This window comes from Psychrobacillus syltrankelensis (assembly GCF_055454035.1).
On record NZ_CM144227.1, the window covers coordinates 1,823,537 to 1,844,735 of the forward strand.

18 protein-coding genes are annotated in these 21,199 nt (G+C 36.9%); 1 reads left to right on the top strand and 17 read right to left on the bottom strand.

The features are described from left to right. Nucleotides 1–5: 5 nt before the first annotated feature. On the bottom strand, nt 6–836 hold the full coding sequence (locus tag ACTSKG_RS08785; protein ID WP_464757803.1) for a transporter substrate-binding domain-containing protein: 831 nt from the start codon (nt 834–836) through the stop codon (nt 6–8). A gap of 256 nt (nt 837–1,092) precedes the next feature. On the opposite strand from ACTSKG_RS08785, the gene ACTSKG_RS08790 reads away from it, so the two are divergent. Beyond that, entirely contained in the window at nt 1,093–1,647 is a 555-nt protein-coding gene (locus tag ACTSKG_RS08790; protein ID WP_464757804.1) for a helix-turn-helix domain-containing protein, read from the top strand. 928 nt (nt 1,648–2,575) lie between these two features. Here ACTSKG_RS08790 and ACTSKG_RS08795 read toward each other — a convergent pair. From ACTSKG_RS08795 to ACTSKG_RS08870, 16 genes are all read right to left on the bottom strand, one after another. Next, a complete protein-coding gene (locus ACTSKG_RS08795; protein WP_464757805.1) occupies nt 2,576–3,529 on the bottom strand; it encodes a nuclease-related domain-containing protein in 954 nt (317 codons plus the stop codon). A 255-nt stretch (nt 3,530–3,784) separates the two neighbouring features. Continuing rightward, a complete protein-coding gene (locus ACTSKG_RS08800; protein ID WP_464757806.1) occupies nt 3,785–4,165 on the bottom strand; it encodes a DUF1761 domain-containing protein in 381 nt (126 codons plus the stop codon). A 15-nt stretch (nt 4,166–4,180) separates the two neighbouring features. Then, a complete protein-coding gene (locus tag ACTSKG_RS08805; protein ID WP_464757807.1) occupies nt 4,181–4,636 on the bottom strand; it encodes an SRPBCC family protein in 456 nt (151 codons plus the stop codon). Between the two features lie 258 nt (nt 4,637–4,894). Then, nucleotides 4,895–6,043, bottom strand: a complete 1,149-nt coding sequence (locus ACTSKG_RS08810; RefSeq protein ID WP_464757808.1) for an acetylornithine transaminase — start codon at nt 6,041–6,043, stop codon at nt 4,895–4,897. Then, complete coding sequence (argB, locus tag ACTSKG_RS08815; RefSeq protein ID WP_464757809.1) at nt 6,040–6,819, bottom strand: acetylglutamate kinase; 780 nt, start codon at nt 6,817–6,819, stop codon at nt 6,040–6,042. The genes ACTSKG_RS08810 and argB overlap by 4 nt, the downstream gene beginning before the upstream one ends. After that, a complete protein-coding gene (argJ, locus tag ACTSKG_RS08820; RefSeq protein ID WP_464757810.1) occupies nt 6,782–8,008 on the bottom strand; it encodes a bifunctional glutamate N-acetyltransferase/amino-acid acetyltransferase ArgJ in 1,227 nt (408 codons plus the stop codon). Before argJ ends, argB begins: the two co-directional genes overlap by 38 nt. A gap of 18 nt (nt 8,009–8,026) precedes the next feature. Continuing rightward, nucleotides 8,027–9,061, bottom strand: a complete 1,035-nt coding sequence (gene argC / locus ACTSKG_RS08825; RefSeq protein WP_464757811.1) for an N-acetyl-gamma-glutamyl-phosphate reductase — start codon at nt 9,059–9,061, stop codon at nt 8,027–8,029. Nucleotides 9,062–9,291: 230 nt separating this feature from the next. Next, a complete protein-coding gene (locus tag ACTSKG_RS08830; protein ID WP_464757812.1) occupies nt 9,292–10,383 on the bottom strand; it encodes an anti-sigma factor domain-containing protein in 1,092 nt (363 codons plus the stop codon). Further along, a complete protein-coding gene (gene sigI / locus ACTSKG_RS08835; RefSeq protein ID WP_464757813.1) occupies nt 10,380–11,156 on the bottom strand; it encodes an RNA polymerase sigma-I factor in 777 nt (258 codons plus the stop codon). The genes ACTSKG_RS08830 and sigI overlap by 4 nt, the downstream gene beginning before the upstream one ends. 87 nt (nt 11,157–11,243) lie before the next feature. Continuing rightward, nucleotides 11,244–11,873 carry a hypothetical protein gene (locus ACTSKG_RS08840; protein WP_464757814.1) on the bottom strand — a complete coding sequence of 210 codons (630 nt, stop codon included), beginning with the start codon at nt 11,871–11,873 and terminating at the stop codon, nt 11,244–11,246. Nucleotides 11,874–12,527: 654 nt separating this feature from the next. Beyond that, nucleotides 12,528–13,208: a DUF4956 domain-containing protein gene (locus ACTSKG_RS08845; RefSeq protein ID WP_464757815.1), complete on the bottom strand. Its 681-nt coding sequence runs from the start codon at nt 13,206–13,208 to the stop codon at nt 12,528–12,530. Between the two features lie 28 nt (nt 13,209–13,236). Then, entirely contained in the window at nt 13,237–13,947 is a 711-nt protein-coding gene (locus ACTSKG_RS08850; RefSeq protein ID WP_464757816.1) for a polyphosphate polymerase domain-containing protein, read from the bottom strand. Nucleotide 13,948: 1 nt separating this feature from the next. Further along, a complete protein-coding gene (gene pelG, locus ACTSKG_RS08855) occupies nt 13,949–17,050 on the bottom strand; it encodes an exopolysaccharide Pel transporter PelG (RefSeq protein WP_464757817.1) in 3,102 nt (1,033 codons plus the stop codon). A gap of 6 nt (nt 17,051–17,056) precedes the next feature. After that, complete coding sequence (gene pelF, locus ACTSKG_RS08860) at nt 17,057–18,469, bottom strand: GT4 family glycosyltransferase PelF (RefSeq protein WP_464757818.1); 1,413 nt, start codon at nt 18,467–18,469, stop codon at nt 17,057–17,059. A 1-nt stretch (nt 18,470) separates the two neighbouring features. Then, nucleotides 18,471–20,306, bottom strand: coding sequence for a DUF2194 domain-containing protein (locus tag ACTSKG_RS08865; protein WP_464757819.1), 1,836 nt, complete (start codon nt 20,304–20,306; stop codon nt 18,471–18,473). After that, on the bottom strand, nt 20,290–21,198 hold the full coding sequence (locus ACTSKG_RS08870) for a hypothetical protein (protein WP_464757820.1): 909 nt from the start codon (nt 21,196–21,198) through the stop codon (nt 20,290–20,292). The genes ACTSKG_RS08865 and ACTSKG_RS08870 overlap by 17 nt, the downstream gene beginning before the upstream one ends. Nucleotide 21,199 lies beyond the last annotated feature (1 nt).

Sequence of the window (21,199 nt, forward strand, 5' to 3'; positions counted from 1 at the left end):
GTGTATTATTCTTCTATAACTTCTTTTAACCAGTCGGAAGTTTCGAACCATTTTGCGCGTGATGCAAGTTCTCCGGGGCTTCCAAGGTAGCTGTTTAGGAATGAATTCACCCATTGAATTGTATCGAAGTCATTTTTTTGAAGCGCAATCCCTAGGTTTTCAGTAGAAATTAAATCTTCAATCTCTCTAACTGAATCGCCATTTTTCAGTTTCCAAACTGCAATTGCAGGCTCATCGTATACTACCCCGTCTGCTTCCCCTTGTGCCATTGCAGCTGCTGCCGATGGGAATTCTTCAAAGTCTAAAATTTGTGCGTTTTTGAATACATCTTTCGCAAGTAATGCACCAGTCGTTCCGATACCTACTGCGATTTTTTTGCCTTTAACATCAAGGTCTTGCCATGTTTTTGTCGTAGTATCTTTTCCAGGTACCATTACAGCTTGACCTGTTTGAAAGTATGGATCTGAGAAGCTCACAGCTAATGCGCGGTCTCCACGAATCGTCATTCCAGCAAAAATCATGTCTACTTCCCCTGTTCTAAGTGCAGGAACTAAACCATCAAATGTGAATTGTTTAAATTCTACTTTAATGTCTTTTCCTAAAGCTGCCGCTAATGCATTCGCCGTGTCAACGTCATATCCTACGAAATCGCCTTTAGGATCTTTCATATCAAATGGGAAATATCCTGAAGACATCCCGATAACTAATTTCTTATTTTTTAATACTTTTTGTAATGTCGAATTTTCTGTTGATACACCACCAGAATCATTGCTACATCCAGCGATGACTAGAAAGGAAATCATTAAAAGTGCTGCTAACCATTTTTTCATTTTCATGTACACTTACCCCCATTTTTATATTCTTCAGTTCCCCTATTGAACTACTGAATTATTAAAAGTATAAGTTATTATTATTCACGTGTCTACATAAAAAATTATTGTACTTAATATTTTTATTATTAGTTCTATTTAATTAAATTTAGAATTAAATGGTAGACATTACTGATATATGATTATATTATTATCGAGTAAGCAAAAATTTACATGTTTAATTATTCTGCTAATTGCATTTTTATTCAAAAGGGGTGTTTGTTTGGAATTTCCTAAAGAAGAAGTTGGCAAGCGGATAAGATATTTACGTAGGATGCAAAGTTTAACATCAGATGAACTTGCAAAACTTACCGGAGTCAGTCAAAGTATGATTTCTCAAATAGAGCGTGGCCAGGTGTCCCCATCACTAGAAACACTTTGGAAGTTAAGCCACAGTTTAAAAGTTCCCGTGTTTTCATTTTTCGAAACTGAAGAGACAAATGCCGTAACGATTTGTCGGTCCGGTGAGGAAAAGTTAATCAAGCGCGTTCGGCCAAATGTTAGTTATCAATTATTGTCTCCGAGTACCGGGAAGCAGATGAGCTTTTTTAAGATGGTCGTCGAGCCCGGCGAGAAATTGGAAACTCCTTTTATGTATCACGCTGGCGAAGAGTGCGGCATTATGCTAAGTGGTAGCATGCGTATTGAGGTCGAGGGTGAGATGCATATGATTTATGAGGGAGATAGTATTTACTTTGACAGCTCGCTGCCGCACCGGTTTATGAATACTGGTAAGGTGGAAGCTGTGGCGATTTGGGCGATGACGCATAGTTTTTAGGGGTTGGTTGTGAGGTGTCCGCTCGGGTTGACTGGTTGTGCTCTTGGATCGGAGTGGAGTGCTCTCGGATGATGGGGTCGCTCTCGTATCTATATGGAATGCTCTCGGATCGGCGTGGAGTGCTCTCGGATGATGGGGTCGCTCTCGTATCTAGATGGAATGCTCTCGGATTGGTCGGGATTGCTCTCGTATTCGAGTGAAATGCTCTCGGATCGGAGGGTTGCTCTCGGATTAGTTGGAATTGCTCTCGTATCCGAGTGAAATGCTCTAGGATCGGAGGGTTGCTCTCGGATTAGTTGGAATTGCTCTCGGATCGGAGGGTTGCGCTCTCGGATGATGTGGTTGCTCTCGTATCTAGGTGGAATGCTCTCGGATTGCTTGGGAGTGCTCTCGTATCCGAGTGAAACGCTCTCGGATTGGCGGGTTGCTCTCGGATTAGTTGGAATTGCTCTCGTATCCGAGTGAAATGCTCTCGGATCGGAGGGTTGCGCTCTCGGATGATGTGGTTGCTCTCGTATCTAGGTGGAATGCTCTCGGATTGCTTGGGAGTGCTCTCGTATCCGAGTGAAACGCTCTCGGATCGGAGGGTTGCTCTTGGATTAGTTGGAATTGCTCTCGTATTCGAGTGACGCTCTCGGACTGGAGGGTTGCTCTCGGATTAGTTGGGTTTGCTCTCGTATCCGAGTGAAATGCTCTCGGATCGGAGGGTTGCTCTCGGATTAGTTGGGTTTGCTCTCGTATTCGAGTGAAACACTCTCGGATCGGAGGGTTGCTCTCGGATTAGTTGTGTTTGCTCTCGTATTCGAGTGAAATGCTCTCGGATCGGAGTGAAGTGCTCGCGGATTTAAGCAGAGAGCTCTCGGTTTGGGCTAGAACTGATTAGAAATTGTATAGAATAAAACAGCCCTTCGATTGTGGTCGAAGGGTTTTATTGTGGAAAGATCATTTGATATTTTGTGTTGTGCGATTGACCGATTTTTGGCAGATTTGCTTTTTTGAGAATTCTTGTTGCTTCATGATTGTTATTTAGATGTAGGAATTCACGACAGTCTTTGTTTGAAATTGTTTTATTGGCTATGAGAAAGTATTCTTTGATTGTTTTTTCGTGTGCATCCAAGCTTGTAGTTTGGCATATCGGGCAGAGCCATCGTCTTTTTATTTTTTTCATTCCTATATAAGCGCATTTTTCACATGATACACCTGTTATGAGGTCCTTTGGATTAATAGAATAATAAATACTGAGTGGAAAAGGTCGGTAATCTCTATTTTTTAGAAGAATGGCTTCTTTAATTCGCTCAAGTTGTGCCTCCTCGATAGGGGAGTTTTGTGTTTTTATTGTTCGTATATATGGGAGTAGTTCGTTTTTCAAGAGTATTGTTGTTTGATTGGAAGAGTTTTTTATGTGGGTATTTGCAAAAGCAAATACGATTGCTCCTAGAACAGGAATTTTTATATTTGATTGCTTGAAGAATTTGCTTAGCTGGTAGATGTATTCCTGTAGTTGGGGTTCAGGGCTCGGACATGGGATGACTTCGCCAGTGCTCAGTGTTTGAATCATTTGACATGGATTGGATTTAATTTCAACTGTGTCTCTAAAGTTTTTTACTTCTAGGATTAGTGCATAGAACGGTGTGATTATTAGGATGTCTAGCTGAAACAATCTTTCGACTTGTAAAGAGAGGTTGTGATAGATCTGAAATTTGTATGGAAGCATTAGTTTTTCCAGTTCACGCATAACTACTTCTTCCCCTAAATCTCCTGCATTTTTTTTCTTCACTTCGATTTGGATATGCCTATATTTGGCATGATTCTGTGGTAACCTATTTTCCAGGTATTTTAATGCTTCCGTTTGTAGATTTGGTTTAAATGGTTTTGCTATCAATTTTTATCACCTCATCTATAGGTTAGCATATCAAGTCAGCGGAATCCTAATCACCAAAAATGATTTTTGGTTACATTCTGAGTATATAAATGAAGTTGTTGTTTATTACGGACAATTTTGTACTTGATGTTTTACTTGGGATAGAGTTAATCTGCTAGCGGAGTTGTAGGTGAATTGTTGGATATTGTTGATATTTTTTTTATTTTTTATGAGTTTTAAATGGCCCTTTGATTGACTCAAGGGGCCTTTAATTTGTTAAGATAACCAGCCGTGTAATGCTCCAAGCAGTGTAAAGATAACAACGTGATCACATATTGCGATAAACGTTGATTTCTTGGAGATCAAGCCGAATAACATATTTTTTATATATACCATTTTTATAGTAACTCCTAGTATGAATCCAATGAGTGCACCTTGAAGAAGTGTGTCTGCTCCAGCTGCGTTGATGAGGATTGCTACAAAAAAAGAACTGATGAATGCAATGATGACGGAATAAATATACTTTAACGGGCCTTTCGTTTGTTGCCCTTTTTTATTTGATAATAAAATCGAGTAATAGATTGTGCCGTAGATCATATATAAGAATCCACCAATAATTATTGCTACGTAATTTAAGTTATTCCAGTCGATTGTCATGTAAATCCTCCTAAATTATGAATCTTTCATTGCTTCCGTGCGAACTAATTCGACGAAGTCATCAACTACTTTATCATTCCTCTTTTTTGAACCTAGTTTAATAAATGTTTTTCCCATAAGATTTAGTCCTTCATTCTGGCCAGTATAAATAAATTTCGTGGATTTATCATCAAGTTGGATTAAGGTGAATGCTGTTTGAATTTTAAACGCTTTAGCTAATGTGAACTCAACTTTTTTATGTTTCTTTTGTTCAGTATTTTCATATTCGGTATCTGTCACGATATACGTTTCGGTTCTTTTCCCTTCTTTATAGGTTTGCTCATATGTTGAACCGACAACACCTTCTTTTATTTCTATCGGTTTATGTTCGATTACGTTTGGCATGATTCGTTGAATTTGATCGAGTTCAAAGAGGTTCCATACTTTGTTAATCGGTGCGTGAATGATGATTTCTTTGTTCCAAGTCAGCAAGCTCTTTCCCCATTTCGTTGATAAGTAGAATGCGATGTGAAGTGAATTTTTCTAAAGTGTACCATAATTGGATGTGAATGCAACGGGATATTTTAGACTTAATAGGTAGTTTGTTGCATAGTAGAATTACATATTTTGGATGAATTATTACAGGTGCCTGGCACCAGTAATAAAAGGACCTGCCATAATGGCGGGTCCTTGGTTTTGAATAGCGGTTCGCTGAGCGCTTTAATTCAATTGGGTTTCTTCTATATAATGTTACGGGTGCCTGGCACCGGAAACATTAGGTAATATAGTTGTAATAATGTTGATGGCTTGGTCGATTTCTTTGTTTGTGACTGTTAATGGTGGCAAGAGTCGGATGACGTTTGGTCCTGCCGCTACTAGTAGTAGGCCGGCTTGCTCTGCTTTAGTTATGTATGGTGCGACTTCGTCTGGACAGACGATGCCGAGCAACAAGCCAGATCCGACGATTGGATATGCTGGTAATGTTTCTTTTAGTTTAGCCATTAAGTAACTTGATTTTTCATTGACTGCGGATAGAAATTCGGTAGTGAATACATTGTCCAGTACAGTTTGTGAGACGGCGACTGCCAATGGATTTCCTCCGAATGTTGCGCCATGTGTACCTGGGCCAAATGTGTCGTGCAATTCACATGTGCCAAGCATTGCTCCAATCGGAAAGCCTCCACCTAGTCCTTTTGCGAGCGTCATGATGTCAGGTCGCAGGACGGTTTGCTCGTATGCGTATCGGGTTCCAGTGCGGCCGATGCCTGTTTGGACTTCGTCAACGATTAGGAGGATTCCTTTTAATTTGCATATATCCGCAATGGCTTGTGCGAATTCTGGAGTTATTTGGTTGACGCCACCTTCTCCTTGGATGACCTCGAGCATGATTGCTGCTACACTCTCGTCGATTACTGCCTCAAGTTGCTCGATATTATTGAATGGAACCTTCCGGAAGGTATCGAGTAGTGGACCGAAACCTTGGCGCACTTTTTCTTGTCCTGTTGCGGACATTGCGCCAAATGTTCTTCCGTGAAAAGACTTCTCGAAAGTGATGATAACGTGCTTGCCAGTGTGTTTGCGCGCTAGTTTGATTGCTGCTTCATTCGCTTCTGCTCCACTATTACAGAAAAATGCGTGTGCATAATGCGTGTCTTTTATTAGTGATGACGCAAACTGCTCTTGTTCCGGGCTTTCGAATAAATTCGATGTGTGCCATAGTTTTTCGCTTTGTCGTTGGATTGCTTCGACAATTGCAGGATGTGCATGACCAAGGCTGAGTACGGCTATTCCACTTGTGAAATCAAGATATCTTTTTCCGGAGTCATCTGTGACAATTGTGCCCTTTCCTTCTACTAAATGAACCGGACGACGAGTGTAATTTGGGAATAAAGAGCTCACACAGATACCTCCTGTTGTAAAATAGTCGTTCCTTCTAGTTGCTCACCAACAATTTGAACTGATGGAATGCCTGCTACTAAGCAATCTAGCGCTGCATTTACTTTTGGTATCATACCTCCGTAGATTTCTCCTGAGAAGACCCAGTCGTCTATTTTGGTAGGAGTTACGACTAGTTGCACTTCCCCACCGATTCGGATACCAGGTGTATCTGTTACTAGCATTAGACTTTCGGCTTTTATTGCTAAAGTAATTTTGCTTGCTACAGTGTCGGCGTTAATGTTGAGTGGCGTACCTTCTTCAGTGCAGCCGATACTCGAGATGACTGGCGTAATGCCATTTGCCAAAAGCATTTCAAGTATAGAAATATTTACGGTTTTTATTTCCCCAACGAAGCCGTATGTTTCTTTATTTAATAAAGTACATGGTAATAAATTGCCGTCGCTCCCATTTAGTCCGATTGCTACAATGCCGCTTTTATTCAGATGGTGAACAAGAGTGGGATTCACTTGACCGACAAGTGTCGACTGGACGATTCCAACTGCTTTTTCTGAAGTGACACGCATGCCGTTTACTGTGGTCGAAGTTATGTTGTTTTTGGCTAGTTCTTTATTTATTGCTGGTCCTCCGCCGTGGACAATGATGAGTTCAGTGCCAGCAGCTTGAAGTTTCTTTAAATTAGTAAAGAGGTTTTCATTCAGACGTTCGAGCATGCTTCCTCCGAGCTTGATGACGGTACGTTTAGGAGCGATATGTTGCGTTGATTTGGACGTAGTCATATGTCAAATCGCACCCCCATGCAGTTCCTTGACCGTTACCTTGATGAATATCAACAAAGATTTTAATTTCTGGTTGTTTCAAATAAATTATCAAGTCTTCCTCTGAGAAAGAGACTGGTTCCCCATTTTCTACAACTTTTGTGGAACCGATAAGAATGGTGATTGCGTATGGGTTAAGGGTTGCTCCGCTATAACCAACCGCTGCGATGATTCTGCCCCAGTTTGCGTCATTTCCAAACATAGCAGTTTTCACAAGTGGTGAGCCGACCACTGTTTTCGCGATTTTACGAGCTTCCGTGTCTGAAATTGCTCCTTTTACCTCGACTTCAATCAGTTTTGTTGCACCTTCCCCATCTTTTGCTATCATTTTCGCTAAGTCTTGTGATACAGCGTGTAGAGTTTGAATAAAATTTTCCCAGTCTGGGTGATCAGGAGTTAGTGATTTATTTTCAGCCAAGCCATTTGCCATAACGATTACCATATCGTTGGTGGATGTGTCTCCATCAACTGTGATTGCGTTAAATGTTACATCAGTAATGGATTTTAGGGCAGTTTGCAAATGGTTTGATTCGATGTTGGCATCTGTTGTTATAAACCCAAGCATCGTTGCCATGTTTGGTTCGATCATTCCAGAGCCTTTCGCAGTTCCTGCAATGATGACTTCTTTTCCGTCTATTATCGTTTGATAGGAAGTATTTTTTGTTACTGTATCTGTCGTCATAATAGCTTGAGAGAATCCAATGGCGCCTTCAAGTTCATCGATAGGCTCTAATTGCTGGATACCTTTTTTCAGTGGCTCCATTTTCATGATTTCTCCTATGACACCAGTTGAAGCAACGCCGACTAGATTGCGTTCGATTCCTAGTTTTTCCGCGGTTAGTTTTTGCATTGTGTAGGCATCTGTCATCCCTTGTTTTCCGGTGCATGCATTGGCATTTCCAGAATTGATGATGATTGCTTGCATTTTTCCGGTCTGGTACACGACGTCTTTTGTGACTAGAAGTGGCGCAGCTTTGATGGCATTTGTTGTGAAAACACCTGCAACGCTTGCTGGCACTTCACTGACTAGTAGTGCTAAGTCCTTTTTCTTATGTTTTAGACCACAGTGAATACCGGTTGCTTTGAAACCTTTTGGTGATGCGATGTTTTTATATGAAATTCGTTTCATTGTCATAGTGGTTATCGGCATGTTTTATTCCTCCTAGATTTATATAAATAAAGGGACGAGCGTGAGACCTGTTGTTTGATTTAGATTGAATTGGACGTTCATGTTCTGAATTGCTTGGCCAGCTGCGCCTTTGACTAAATTGTCAATGACAGAGACAATGGTCGCGCGGTTTGTGCGCGGATCTACTTTGACATGAATGTCGCAGAAGTTTGATCCGTATACTTGGTTTGTTCCGAATTTGTCGGTTTGTTTGATAATCCTTACAAATGGTTGATTTGCGTATGTTTCTTGTAGCGCATCTGTTAGATCTTTTTCTGTTATGCCTTCGTTAACTGGGGCATAGCTCGTTGTGAGAATCCCTCTTGTCATCGGCACAAGATGTGTCGTGAACGTAATCGGTGTTGATTGGTTTGCAAAGGTTTCGATTGCTTGCTCGATTTCCGGTATATGTTGGTGTTGATGTAATTTGTAAATGGCTGTATTTTCATTCGTTTCGCAGAAATGCGTCATTTGTGTTGGTTTGTTTCCTGAGCCTGAGATTCCGCTTTTTGCATCGATAATGAGTTCTGTTACGTCGATTAAGTTTTCTTTGATGAGCGGGAGTAGTGAGAGTAAGGCTGCAGTTGGATAACACCCAGGGTTTGCAATTATGTCTGCCTTTTTGATCGCTTCTGCGTTCCATTCTGTTAAACCGTAGACGCTTTTGTCGATTACTTGTGCGGGAGCTGATGTTTTTTTGTACCAAAGTTCATATTGAGCTGGGTCTTTGAGACGGAAATCTCCTGACAAATCGATGAGCTTCGGGCCGATTCCTATTAAAGATGGGAGCAACTCGCTTGAAATTCCAGAAGGTGTACTTGTGAAAATCACATCGTTATCTGCAAGTTTTTCTTGATCAATTTTAAGAAGTGGCACGTCATGGATATTCAGTAAATGTGTATATTTATTCGAAAAGATGTTTCCTACATCGGAAGAAGTGAATAGATCAATATTTTTGACTTCAGGATGGTTATGCAGCAATCTAATTAGTTCCAGACCTCCATAACCTGTTGCACCGATAATTCCAACTTTCATCCCATTCACCTCTTCGTTAAGTTAGAGATTATTATATAATTGCATATTTATAAAGTCAACTGTATTTTTATTTATTTTTGTTTTTTATTTAATTGAAAAGAAGTTCCGAACAAATGCCTCCAGCGCTTTTGTTACAGAATTATTACTGGTGCCAGGCACCAGTAATAATTCTGTAACAAAAAAAGAGCGAACTTTTGAGGGTTGCTCTTTGATGGTTGGTGTTATTTTATTTAGTCATCTTCGCCTTGGTTGTCCTGATCTTGATGTTTTTCTTCCTTCTCTTTTTCTTTGTGTTTCTCTTTTTGTTTCTCTTTTTGTTGCTCTTCTTGTTTCTTTTGTTCTTTCTTTTGTTCTTTCTTTTGTTCTTTCTTTTGTTCTTTTTCTGCTTTTTCTCTCTCTTTCTCTCTTTCTTTTTCCTTTTCTTTCTCTGCTTTTTCTTTATCTTTTATAAGATTTTCTTGTTGTTTTTCTTGTTCTTTTGTTTGTTTCTCTTTTTGTTTTTCTAATTGTTCTTTCATTTTTGCTTGTTCTTTTAATTGTTGTTCTTTTGTTTTTTCATTGGATTCATTTTTATTTTCTTTCTTTTCTTTGGATGGTGTGTATTTATCCTTGTTATTTTCTTTTGGATTATTATTATTTTTATTTGAATCTTTTATATAGGTGTCGAGTTTTTTTCTTTCGGTATTTATTTGATGTTCTTTATGTTTGAGCTTTTGAATAGAGGTGTTTTGTTTGTTGGCTTCGTTTCGTTCTTCCACGGTACTTTCTTTTATTAGGAGAACTTTTTCCTTATGCTCATTATTAATTTCTTCTACTGCATTTTCAATCATTTCTCTCATATCGACTGAATGTTTTTTATTTTCGTATACAGTCGTTATCGCTAGTTGTTTGGAAACTGGGCTCATTTGCTTTATCGCTTTTTCAAGCACGAAGTCAAATGGATGTCCTTCCCAATCATCTAACTCAATTGGAGTTTCAGTTAATGAACGTAGGGTCACTACTAGACCGTTTTTATTTACCCCTAACTCTACTGCGCTTCTTCCGTTTAGTTGAACAAAGGCCAAAGCTTTTTCTGGATTAGGTATGAATGATACGACGACAAATATGAAAAGGATTGCTGCTACAAGAACTGGTCCTAATATGGAGGGTTTTAACCACTTTCTACGTTGGGTGGTAGCCTCAAATAAGTGAAAGTGCGCTTCTTCTCCTATTTCGGGATTCGTTCCTATAGGAGTTCCGCGGAGAAATTCGCCTTCTTTCGTAATGAAAACGCTATATTTATTTTTCTTTTCGCAAACAATGCCTTTATATACGCGCATCATACGATTTCCCCTTTGACATATTCTTTTATATAAACGAAGTCACTTTTTAATAATAGGACAACGGCAATTATATATTTTCTTTGCCGTTCAAGTGTTTTTCGAGATACCTCGACGATTTCTTCGATTTCTTTCAATGGTAGTCGTTTATTATTTATTAAGTAATCATAGAATTCTTCTGTTTCTGCTATAATCTGTGCAGTTTGAAATGCTGTTCTTCTAGCATCCGCATGTTTTGGTGCTGCTTTTGTTAGCTCTTCAAAAGATAAACCAAACTTCCGCATTAAATGGGTGTAGCGGATTATCTCTTCTCTTCTGGCTTCTGCTTGTTGTTCTATGGTATAAGTATGAATTGCTTGCTCGTCGAATAATTGTTGATGCTCAGTTGAAGCATCTTCTTTCAACGTATGTATGAGTAAAACCTTTTCTTTTCGTGCGGATTCTTTTCGAATATAGTCAATGATGCGTCTCTTTATTATTAAATGTGCATAGGTTTGCAAGGAAGCTGTTTCTTTTGGATTAAAGCTCATTATAGCTTCGTGAAATCCGTTCATGGCCACACTAAATTCCTCATCATGTTGATCAATGGGTCTTTTACAAACAAATGAAGCAGTTTTTTTCATAAATGGGGTAAAGGCAAAAAGGAGGTCATTTAAAACCTCCTGATTACCAGCTTTTGCCTTTTGAGCAAGTTCTGTCGTTATTTGTTTTTGTTTTGTTTTTTGTTTTGTGTTTTGTTTTGTTTTGAGAATTCCTTGAATAATGGACAAAAGCATACATACCCTCCCGTTTTCATTTTTTCCTTAGCCTTTAATTGTACCTGGCTAAATTAAGAATGAAAAGCGGTTATATTTTACACATGATTAATTTTTGTCATTATTGTTTTTGTGCTTATTCTTTTCGTGATGTTTGTGCTGGTGCTTTTCAGATTTGTGTAATTCTTTTTCCTTTTCTTTCTGTTCTTTCCGTAGTTCTTGTTCCGCTTTACGTAATTTTTTCTCTGTTTCTTTTTGTTCTTTATGCACTTCTTTTTTTACTTCATGCTGTTTTTTAATAGCTTCTTTTTTTAATTCTTCCAGTTTTTTCGCTTGTTCTTTGGCTTCATCATTCTTGTATTCTTTTGCCGCTTCGTACTTTGCAATTAGATTCTGGATTTTAAGCTTGATCTCTTCTTTTGTTTTTGGATTTTGTACATTTTCATATGCTTTGTATAAGCCCTTTAAATTGTCGTATGGGTAATCTGCTGGAATCTTAGGTAGCCCATTTTCTTGTAGATTGTTTGTTTGATTGGTCGTCTTCGCTTCTACAGTTGTCTTAGAAGGAGTAACTGGTTTCTGAGAAACTGTTGTAACTACTGGACTGGTTGCAGGTTTTTGACTCAATTTACTTAAATCAACCGTATCAAATAACTGATTATTTGCGAACGCATATCCGGCACTTGTTACAGTTAAAGTAGTAACAAGTAATGCTGCTCCTGTTTTCTTCCACTTCATCAAATCACCTCGAATTAGATTTTGCCCTCAATTTTTCCGGACACTATATTATTCGTTTTGTTGGGTGGAGTTTATGGGGGTCGTGGGAAAAGTTTTTAAAAAAGTTATGAATGGGTTGTAGGATGAGTGTTTGTAGGGGGGGTCTTTTTGTCGTTGTTCTTGTTTGCAAGAGGGTTGCACTTGGCTGGGGGGTGGGTGCTCTCGTTCGGGGTGGGAATGCTCTCGCTCATGAGGTGGGTGCTCTCGTTTGAGGTGGGAAAGCTCTCGTTCGCGAGGTGATTGCTCTCGTTCAGAGGCGGTTGCTCTCGTTGGCAGAGGGATTGCTCTCGTTGACAAGGGATTCCTCTCGTTCATAATGCGATTCCTCTCGTTCGGGAGGTGATTACTCTCGTTCAAGCGGATTGCTCTCGTTGGCAGAGGGATTGCTCTCGTTCAGAGGCGGTTGCTCTCGTTCAGAGGCGGTTGCTCTCGTTGACAAGGGATTACTCTCGTTCATAATGCGATTCCTCTCGTTCAGAAGGTGATTGCTCTCGTTCAAGCGGATTCCTCTCGTTAGCGGAGGGATTGCTCTCGTTGGCAGAGGGATTCCTCTCGTTCACAATGAATGTTACCGGTGCCAGGCACCGGTAACATTTCTGTAATATAGGCAATCGATTATTGTGCGTAGTCACCTGTGTAGTTGACAAGCGAGCATTCTATTACTCCGTTTATGTCATCGATGGTTTTCATGAATGCAGTATTGTCGTCTCTTAAGTTTATTTCGACGGTTTGTTCGATGTAATTATTTCTTATTGATTTCGATTTCAGTTTTGCCTCTAGTTTTCTTAGTTGAACTCTTAGATCATATGTTGCTTCATCTGTATGTCGAATGATCAGTAGGTAAGCTTGATGTTTTGTTTTCTTTTTTGAAAGCCATGCTAAGGTTGCGCCAATTACTAAAGAACCGATTAATGCTAATGGATATATTTTAGCACCTGTTGCAATCCCAACTGCAATTGCCCAAAACATGTAAACTATATCAAGGGGATCTTTTACAGCTGTTCTAAATCGGACAATACTGAGTGCACCTACCATTCCTAGTGATAGGATGATATTTGTACTAATTGTCATAATGATAAGGGTTGTGATCATGGTCATCAATACAAAGGACACATTATAATTATAGCTATAGACAACTCCGCGAAAGTATCTTTTATAAATCCAATAGATGAACATCCCGATTGCGAAGGAACAACTCAATCCTAAAAATATATCTAGATAAGACACACTTCGAAATACTTCAAGGTGGAGCACACTTTTTTTGATGATATCCTGGAAACCAACTGTTTTATCCATTATTTCTCTCCTAACTAAAAAGTAAGAGCTATTGTTTAAAGTACTTAATGTTTAGTTCTCTACAGATGATGTACTTCGAAATAGCGGAACGCACTATTTTTTCTGGTTGGACAATTTGGCGAATACTATCCGGCAGAAATTGGTCGAATTTTACTTCCAATATTGTTTGTTCTGGAAGTAGCATTTCTTCATATATCAAATTTGCGTTAAACAAATCAATTCCGTTTACTCCAGCGGCTAATCGTTTATCAAACGTTATACGAACATTTCCATGCTCGTAAATGTACGCTTCCCTAATATAATCCACTATTACTTTTGGGAGAAAACCTCTGTATTTTAATGCTGCATAAAAATCGACCAATAGAGGGTGAGTCTTATTTGCCATCACATCTGCGTCTCCATCTAATATGGCTCTATATTCTAGATAAGTAAGAGGGGCTGATTCTTTGCAAATAAAATCTCCATATTTACTTTTTCTCTCTAAACTAATTACTTGATCACTTCCGTTATAAATACGGATTCGATATTTTTCTCTTTGAAAAACTCCATTATTTTTATCATACAGAGAATGATGTTGGATACCATCAAAATACAAACTACGTATGCCATATCCATCTGCATTAATCGAATTTTTATCTAGCGTAAGGAAGGATGAAATTTTTTGACGCAGCGCAAGATAGTCAAATACATTCACATAGTATTTCATTTCATGTCTGAATTTTTTCTCATGAAAATTCATCTTACTCCACCTCAAAATCTTTAATTCCAAAAGTGAATGTTCCTTCTTCATCCATATACATCTCATATGAGGTTTGTTTATTTCCATTTATGTCTTCTACAGTGACTTTCCAGAAATACTTCCCTTGTGGAGGTTTTTTCATTGTGAATTCATTTTCACGTATATCTTTTTTCTCTACCAAAATATCTGTAAATAAAGGATCACGAGCCACCGTCACAGTGTAAAAGAGGTCATCCTCTTGAAGGTCATATGAAATTTGCCAAGAAAACAAAAGTTCTGTTTCATTTTCATTGACATCGTCCATATAAAAAGGCTTTGGCTTCTCAAGGTCTTCATAAAATCTTTGCTTCGCTCTTTTAGGCGTATCCTTTATCTGTTGTAATTCGCTTTCAAACGAAGTATTCAAACTAGGTAAATATTTTATATCAGGTTCTCTAAAGAGAAAAGGTTTCACGACATCCGCGTATTTATTTAACTGATGTTCTACGGTTTCTGCATTAATAACTCGAGAGAGTTCTTCCACTTTATCAATCAGTTGTTGAACATTTTTTTTATTGCGGAAATATCGATTATGCAAAATACTTCCCCAGTAGTTACTTATTCCAGCTTGATAAGGTCTTATTGAAAGTTCTTCCCTTTGAAGCTCCCAACCCCCGTCATAGTCCCATGGTAGAATAAACCATTTTTCCGAGTTTAGCGGAGAGTACAAATAGAAATTGCTAGCGTCCGTATCCATGTTGTCCATTAATATATTCAAGGCGGTCCAAGTCAAAAAATTGTCTAAGTCAAAATGTTTTTCCATCACTTCTTCAATTGGAATATCCATATTATTTACGTCATCCAACATTGCTATTAATTTGTCGTGTTCTTCTCTTCCTTTTATCTCCAAAATAGTTTCAAATTTCTCTTTATCGTAAGTTGGATTTGTTTGAGATTTTATTTGATCTGGATAACGATCATATTCAAAAAAGGTAACTTTGTACAGATTTCCACTAGGATCTAACCAGTGATTTTTTAAAAACATTTCGTTAGGTTGTTCTACTTGTGTATATAACCCGTAATCTTCGTAAGTTGTTTTACTTCCAGCTGTCAGGTCTTTTACATATAAGTGCACAAATTGAGTGCGCAGGCTTGTTAAATTAGGTATTTTTTCCATCAAATCAAAACTTAATTTATTTCTAATTCTACTTAAATCACCGATATGTTTATTTAAATTAATGACTCGTTGATTTTGCCATAAGCCTGCATTATCAAATAATTTTATTTTGTATGATTTCTGAGGAGCATTGCGGGAAGTGTTTCCCCTTAAACTAATTTTGGCGTTTGCATCCAAATCACCGTATCCAAACATTCCTTCTTTTGGACCAGTTCCATCTTCTGTACCTTCCGAAAAAATGATGTCTAGTTTTTCATTGCTATACCGATCCATTATTCGATTTAATCCGTACCAATCTACTTTATCTTTAGACGCATTTGGTAAAATGGTGATATACAGTGACTTTATAGAATCATCCTCGTCTTTTTCGTACAGTCTTTTATCTTCTACTAATTTATCATTACTAGTAGAATTCTCCACCACAATTTTAGGTTCTATATGATCGATAACTTCCTGTTCTTCTTTGTTTATACAGCCAGATAGAATGATGCTAGAAGTCAAAACTATTGCCATTGTTGTAAAAGATTTAGAAAAAGGGAGTTTTATTTTTTTCAGTTTTCTTTCCTTACTTAATGGTTGAGAACAAAACGTATAATAATCAATATTAGAAAGAATATACAACATTCTTGCAATCGTTATTAGAAGTATAGCGAATGAAGCAATGAACATTCCTAAACCATTTATCTCTAGCTTCATCGTTATAAAAGACAAAACTCCATTTAAACCAAAAAACAATGAACTAATCATTAAAACACCTTTTCGGTCATCAAAATACATGAGCCCATGAATTAATACAAACGTAATAATAAAGAAAAAATAACCTAGACATAATAGAATAAATAAATCCATTTGCTCCATCGAAAATCCGATCTTCGGTAAATAATTTATCCCTATTGCAATCGATAATGCAGTAAATAGAAGCTGTACTTCTACTAAGAAACTGATGCGTTCTAACAATACACTTTGCATTTTTTGCTTTGCAATATTCATGCTTTTATATGTACCACCATCTAATACATTCTTATAATAAATTAGAAATCGTTCGTAAAAATCCGTTTCTACTATTACGACAAAAATAACTAGTGAAGGTACAACAGAAATATATGCATAAAATACTGGTAAATCGTAGAAAGGCATCAGTCGGAATCTCTCCGATACTAATAATCTATCGTTTGAGAAGAACCAATAGACAAAGTTATGAACATACACAGTTGCGTATATAAATAGGCCACTAAAAAAGACAGATGGATATTTTCGAAAGTAGTGTACAAAAGAAAAGTAATTCCTCTCTGTATTTCGAGGAAATACCTGTTCAAAATGGTACATCGACATAGCCACAATAATAGCAAAACCTATATCCATACCTATTAAAGCGATTGTCGTTTGGTTAAACGTAGTTAAATTAAATAACAGATAACTGACAAAAATAGAAGCCATTACTCCAATAGAAAAGCCTCGGACAATCCTTTTATAATCTTTCAGTGCGGATAAATAAACACTTTGAATCCAAATAATTACAAGTTCTATAAAAAACAAATAAGCGGCGATTTTGTAGCCTAAATTTTCTTCCACTCCATATAGGAAAAGTCCGGTAATAATACCTCCAATCGGAAGAACAATAATTAAAGCACCGTAAAAAGAAGTGATAATTTCTTTATATTTTTTTTGGTAAATCATGTCCGCAATGAATCTTGTTAATATCATTGAAAGTCCAGAAGTCAAAATGATAGAAAAAATGAAACAGTATGTCATAGTTGATATGAATAATTCATTATCTAAAAATCGACTTCCATTTGATAACATCATTTTTTGTTGAATAAACACTAAAAATATACATAAAACCAATGGACCAATCGTAGTCATGGAAGAATACGCATAAGCTTTAATATTTTGAACAATACCCTCTTCTCTATATAATTTTCGAAGTTCAAAACCTATACCTGCCATACTCTTTTACCCTCCTAACAATTGATACAATTTCCGATAACTTGCGATAAATTCACTACGTTTATAATCATTTTTCACTCGGTTATATCCATTTTCGCCCATTTTTCTCCTTAATTCTTTGTCTTTACATAACTGAATTACGTACTTTGCTATTTCTTCATAATGCATGACTGGAGCAATAAACCCTGCTATTCCGTATTCATCTTCCGGTTTACCATTGATTAATTCTTTGCAACCACCGACATTTGTAGACACAAAAGGCTTTGAACTTGCAAGTCCTTCTAAAATTGCAAGAGGCTGTCCTTCACTAATACTTGTTAACATTAGAATGTCCATTTGACCTAAATAATCTTTTACCTGTACCATTCCTGTAAAGGTAATATGTTGAACACCTAAACCTTCTATTAACTGCAGACATTCTTTATAGTAAATATCATCTTCTTCAGTTGGCCCTATAATATACAACTCTACATTTAGTACTTCTTTTTCTACTAACTCAAAACTTTGGATCATGGTTTTAATGTCTTTAATTGGGACAACTCGGACAATGGCTCCTATTCTGATAATGCCATCATCCGGAGACTTCAAAAGATTGTTATAATTAAAAACATCTACCCCGTTTGGAATAATAATAATTTTTTCTTCTGCACACCCTAATTCCACTTCTATTTCTTTGTTTCTATTAAACAAAGTAATCACTTGATCGGCAGCTTCATAGATGGAATTCGACAGAGTGTAAAAATAGTTAATCCATAAATCTTTAAAATATCCTTTGACCCAATCTGCCTTAATAATTTCTTCTTCTCTTTCACGAGAATAAATACCATGTTCCGTTAGTAAAAGAGGCTTGTTGTGTAAATGCTTAGCAAGCGTTCCTACTACTCCTGCATATCCTGTAGAAACGGAATGATATACATCTGCTTTTGGAACATCATGACGAATGGTTAAAAACAGTGGTAATATCATGGAATTAACTGTCCAGAATAATTCCGTAAAAGGAACTTGACTATATTCGTTTTTCCCTAGATACTCCACAAGATCAAAGTAATCTTTGCTAGACAAAAACTCACCAACATTTTCAAATTTTTCACTTCTGATTAAATCAAATAATTCGTTCCAATTTACATCATTACTTCCACTTACAAGCGATACGAGATTATCTCTTTCTTTTGAAGTAAGATCGTATCTCTTTCCCCACCGTTTCTCTTCAAACAAATATTCATCTAGAAACATTTCTTTCACTTCAATTAAATTGGAAGGTAGCTCATAACGAAATATTCCTTTTTGTTTTGTCTCAGCTCCAATTGCATACACTATGAATTCATGTTCTTGCATCTCTGTAATAAGACTATGAATCCAGCTTGATACGCCCCCTGTGACATATGGATAGGACCCTTCCGCTATCAAGCAAATTCTCATTTTATGCCCCCTCGAAATCTATTTTGAATCTAGATTGGTTTGCTGTTACAAGGTAAGTATTTTCATCGATTTTCTTAACAGAACAATTGAGGAGTCTTCCAATTTTTCTTTCTGTACGCAAAATATAAAAAGTTTCCGATTTGTAATTGGTTATAGCCCCTTCCATACCATCTCCATCGGTTTTCCAACTCACTTGTGACTGAAGGTTTGTTGCCATATCTAGAGCAGCTTCTGTAGCAGTCATCGCACGTACCCATGGATATGTCGTTTGCACGCGAGACATATATTTATTGAATAAAGTATAATTTTGTTCCCAGCTCATATTATTACTTCGGTCCTCACTTATTACATCATCAGGATGGACAAAATGAGAAAAAACCCCTAATCCTGTCATAGTATTTGCTTCCGCCCACCGATTGTACTCTATTTCAAAATAACCAGAAGTGATTCGAGGCATTTCAATAATCCCATCTTTAGCTATTTCGAATTCTTGTACATAAGCTACGGCATTTTCATCCTCCCCATATAGTGAGGAGATGACAGTTAAGTCTGGCCATATCTTTTTCATCGCTTCTCTACCTTCTTTCGATAGAACATTGGAAGGCGGCACATATGAGGTAACTTTGTATCCTGGAAATGCGCTCTTCGTATAAGAAAGTAACTCCTCTATCGATTCGGACATGTCTTCCTCGTTTTTCCACTCTCGATAACCAAATTGGGTAGATATTTCTTGGTCAAGAACAAATGATTGGTGATTGTAGCCATGGAAGCCTAACTCTCCACCACTTTTAATAAGCTCACGACCATATGAAATTAGATAATGACTATCTTTATCTTCAGGATTACTAAAAGAAGGCTCTATTCGATTGTTGTATGATTCAATAATTGCTCCAGTATAATTCATGTCAAAGTTCTTCGAAGTTTTCAGCATATTTGGCCACCATATTTCTTGAAAAAAAGATGGCGTATCAAGCTTATAATTCTCATAAATGATTGGAATAGTTCCTTTTACGATTGGTGCCGGGAAATCGTCGATAAAAAATACTTTGAAATTAAAAATGGGATATATAAAATTTGGTTCCAATAAACTTAATGCCCCTGCAAAAAAACCACGATTTATCTTTTCTTCTAGCATCGTTCCGTTAAAAGTCATAAATGCACCTTTTCCGTATTCTTTTTTCCATAATAAAGGTGTGTTATCTGCATCCTCAGCTAGTAACTCTACACCTTCATCCAGGGCGACGCTTACTGCAGTATTGTGGATAAATTCATCATCTATAAGAAGTTCTTTTTCACCAATCAACACATTCTTAACCAAATGAATTCCTTTCGCATCCGTCAATTTGCCAAAAGAGGAAATGCCAAATTTTCGATATAATATTTGGTAATTTGTATCTATGTCTAACGCAATAGTAAAAAAGATATATCCGCCTTTAGAAACATATTGTTCAATTTCCTCAAAACTTCCAATATTCTTTATACTATCTGTAGCTAGAATAATTACATTACACTTCTCAAAATCAACCTTTTTCACATTAACATTTACTTCTGTTGATCTTTTCTTCATATATTGAAGGGTTTGAACCGCATTGTCTTTTACTTCATTACTAAATTCATCCAAAGCATTGTACAAAACACAGTAGTTGCTTCCACTCATTTTTATATCGTTCTCATGCGAAATGTCTGCTAATAATTCATCTCTTTGTTCGATTAAGTTTTTGTTATGCTGAAATTTCAATACGAATTGTGAACGTGAAAACTGCAGCAATATACCGAAGAGTAATACAAAAAGGATAATAATATAAATTTCTTTAGAGAAATTATTCTTTAATTTCATAATTAGATCCTCCCGACCAATACCTAACAATAGTTAGTGCTCGATTGGAAAATGTAATGGTCGATTTTTTTAATTCATCCAGTATACTTTGCATTTTTATAGTCGATTTTGTTGTGTAATATAACTTCAATAAATTAATATAAGAATTTTCCGAATCTGGATATTGTCTTAAATATTCTAAGCATGTAGCTTCTGCATCGAGATATTCTTTTAATTCTATTTCTGTATTTATTTTTTCTCCAAAAGTTTCCTCAACTCCCTCACCGTTTCGAATGAGTTGATTCAAAACTTGAATATATATATATTTATATTTTCTTAGTGTTTGATTGTCCAAAAAACCGCTTCTCATATATTCCTTTAATACCTGGGCATAAGCTTGAGACAAGTGAGTATCACTTTTATTTTGATCGAATTTAACAGAGAGTTGTTGTAATGATATAGATAATTTCCTCTTTATTTCCATCACCGCAGTTACCGCATAGTGAGAGGTTTCTGTGTCTTCATTTAGAACTGCTGTTTTAATAACTTCCATGTATTGCATTGTGTCTTCTTTTAATACATCAATCATTACTTTTCTTCGTGTTGATAAATCGCTCACTACTAGAGCATCTTCAATCGGAACAATGTTAAGCTCTTTTTCTTTTTCTACCTTTTCTTGCATTGTTAATAGCTCTAAAAGAATATCCTCGTCTTGTGTGTTTATATAAGCCTCAAATAAATCTCCTCTATTAGCAATAAACTTTTTGAGCCATATAACAGGCATGAACCATCCAAATATAGGTAAAAAGGTTACGATCGTCATTTTTAACAACCATTCTTTTAAATTCCTGTCTGAGAGGAATAAAAGTAAAATTGCAGATAAAATAATATACAGTATATAAATGTATATCATT

Excerpts from the sequence above, each read along its gene's own strand:
- argC (WP_464757811.1), bottom strand. The coding sequence starts at position 9,061 with ATGAAAGTTGGAATTATCGGTGCAACAGGTTATGGAGGTCTGGAACTA.
- ACTSKG_RS08850 (WP_464757816.1), bottom strand. The coding sequence starts at position 13,947 with ATGAATTTTCATGAGAAAAAATTCAGACATGAAATGAAATACTATGTG.
- pelG (WP_464757817.1), bottom strand. The coding sequence starts at position 17,050 with ATGGCAGGTATAGGTTTTGAACTTCGAAAATTATATAGAGAAGAGGGT.
- argJ (WP_464757810.1), bottom strand. The coding sequence starts at position 8,008 with ATGCCGATAACCACTATGACAATGAAACGAATTTCATATAAAAACATC.
- argB (WP_464757809.1), bottom strand. The coding sequence starts at position 6,819 with ATGACTACGTCCAAATCAACGCAACATATCGCTCCTAAACGTACCGTC.
- ACTSKG_RS08845 (WP_464757815.1), bottom strand. The coding sequence starts at position 13,208 with ATGGATAAAACAGTTGGTTTCCAGGATATCATCAAAAAAAGTGTGCTC.
- ACTSKG_RS08865 (WP_464757819.1), bottom strand. The coding sequence starts at position 20,306 with ATGAAATTAAAGAATAATTTCTCTAAAGAAATTTATATTATTATCCTT.
- ACTSKG_RS08870 (WP_464757820.1), bottom strand. The coding sequence starts at position 21,198 with ATGATATACATTTATATACTGTATATTATTTTATCTGCAATTTTACTT.
- sigI (WP_464757813.1), bottom strand. The coding sequence starts at position 11,156 with ATGCTTTTGTCCATTATTCAAGGAATTCTCAAAACAAAACAAAACACA.
- ACTSKG_RS08800 (WP_464757806.1), bottom strand. The coding sequence starts at position 4,165 with ATGACAATCGACTGGAATAACTTAAATTACGTAGCAATAATTATTGGT.
- ACTSKG_RS08840 (WP_464757814.1), bottom strand. The coding sequence starts at position 11,873 with ATGAAGTGGAAGAAAACAGGAGCAGCATTACTTGTTACTACTTTAACT.
- ACTSKG_RS08830 (WP_464757812.1), bottom strand. The coding sequence starts at position 10,383 with ATGATGCGCGTATATAAAGGCATTGTTTGCGAAAAGAAAAATAAATAT.
- ACTSKG_RS08785 (WP_464757803.1), bottom strand. The coding sequence starts at position 836 with ATGAAAATGAAAAAATGGTTAGCAGCACTTTTAATGATTTCCTTTCTA.
- pelF (WP_464757818.1), bottom strand. The coding sequence starts at position 18,469 with ATGAGAATTTGCTTGATAGCGGAAGGGTCCTATCCATATGTCACAGGG.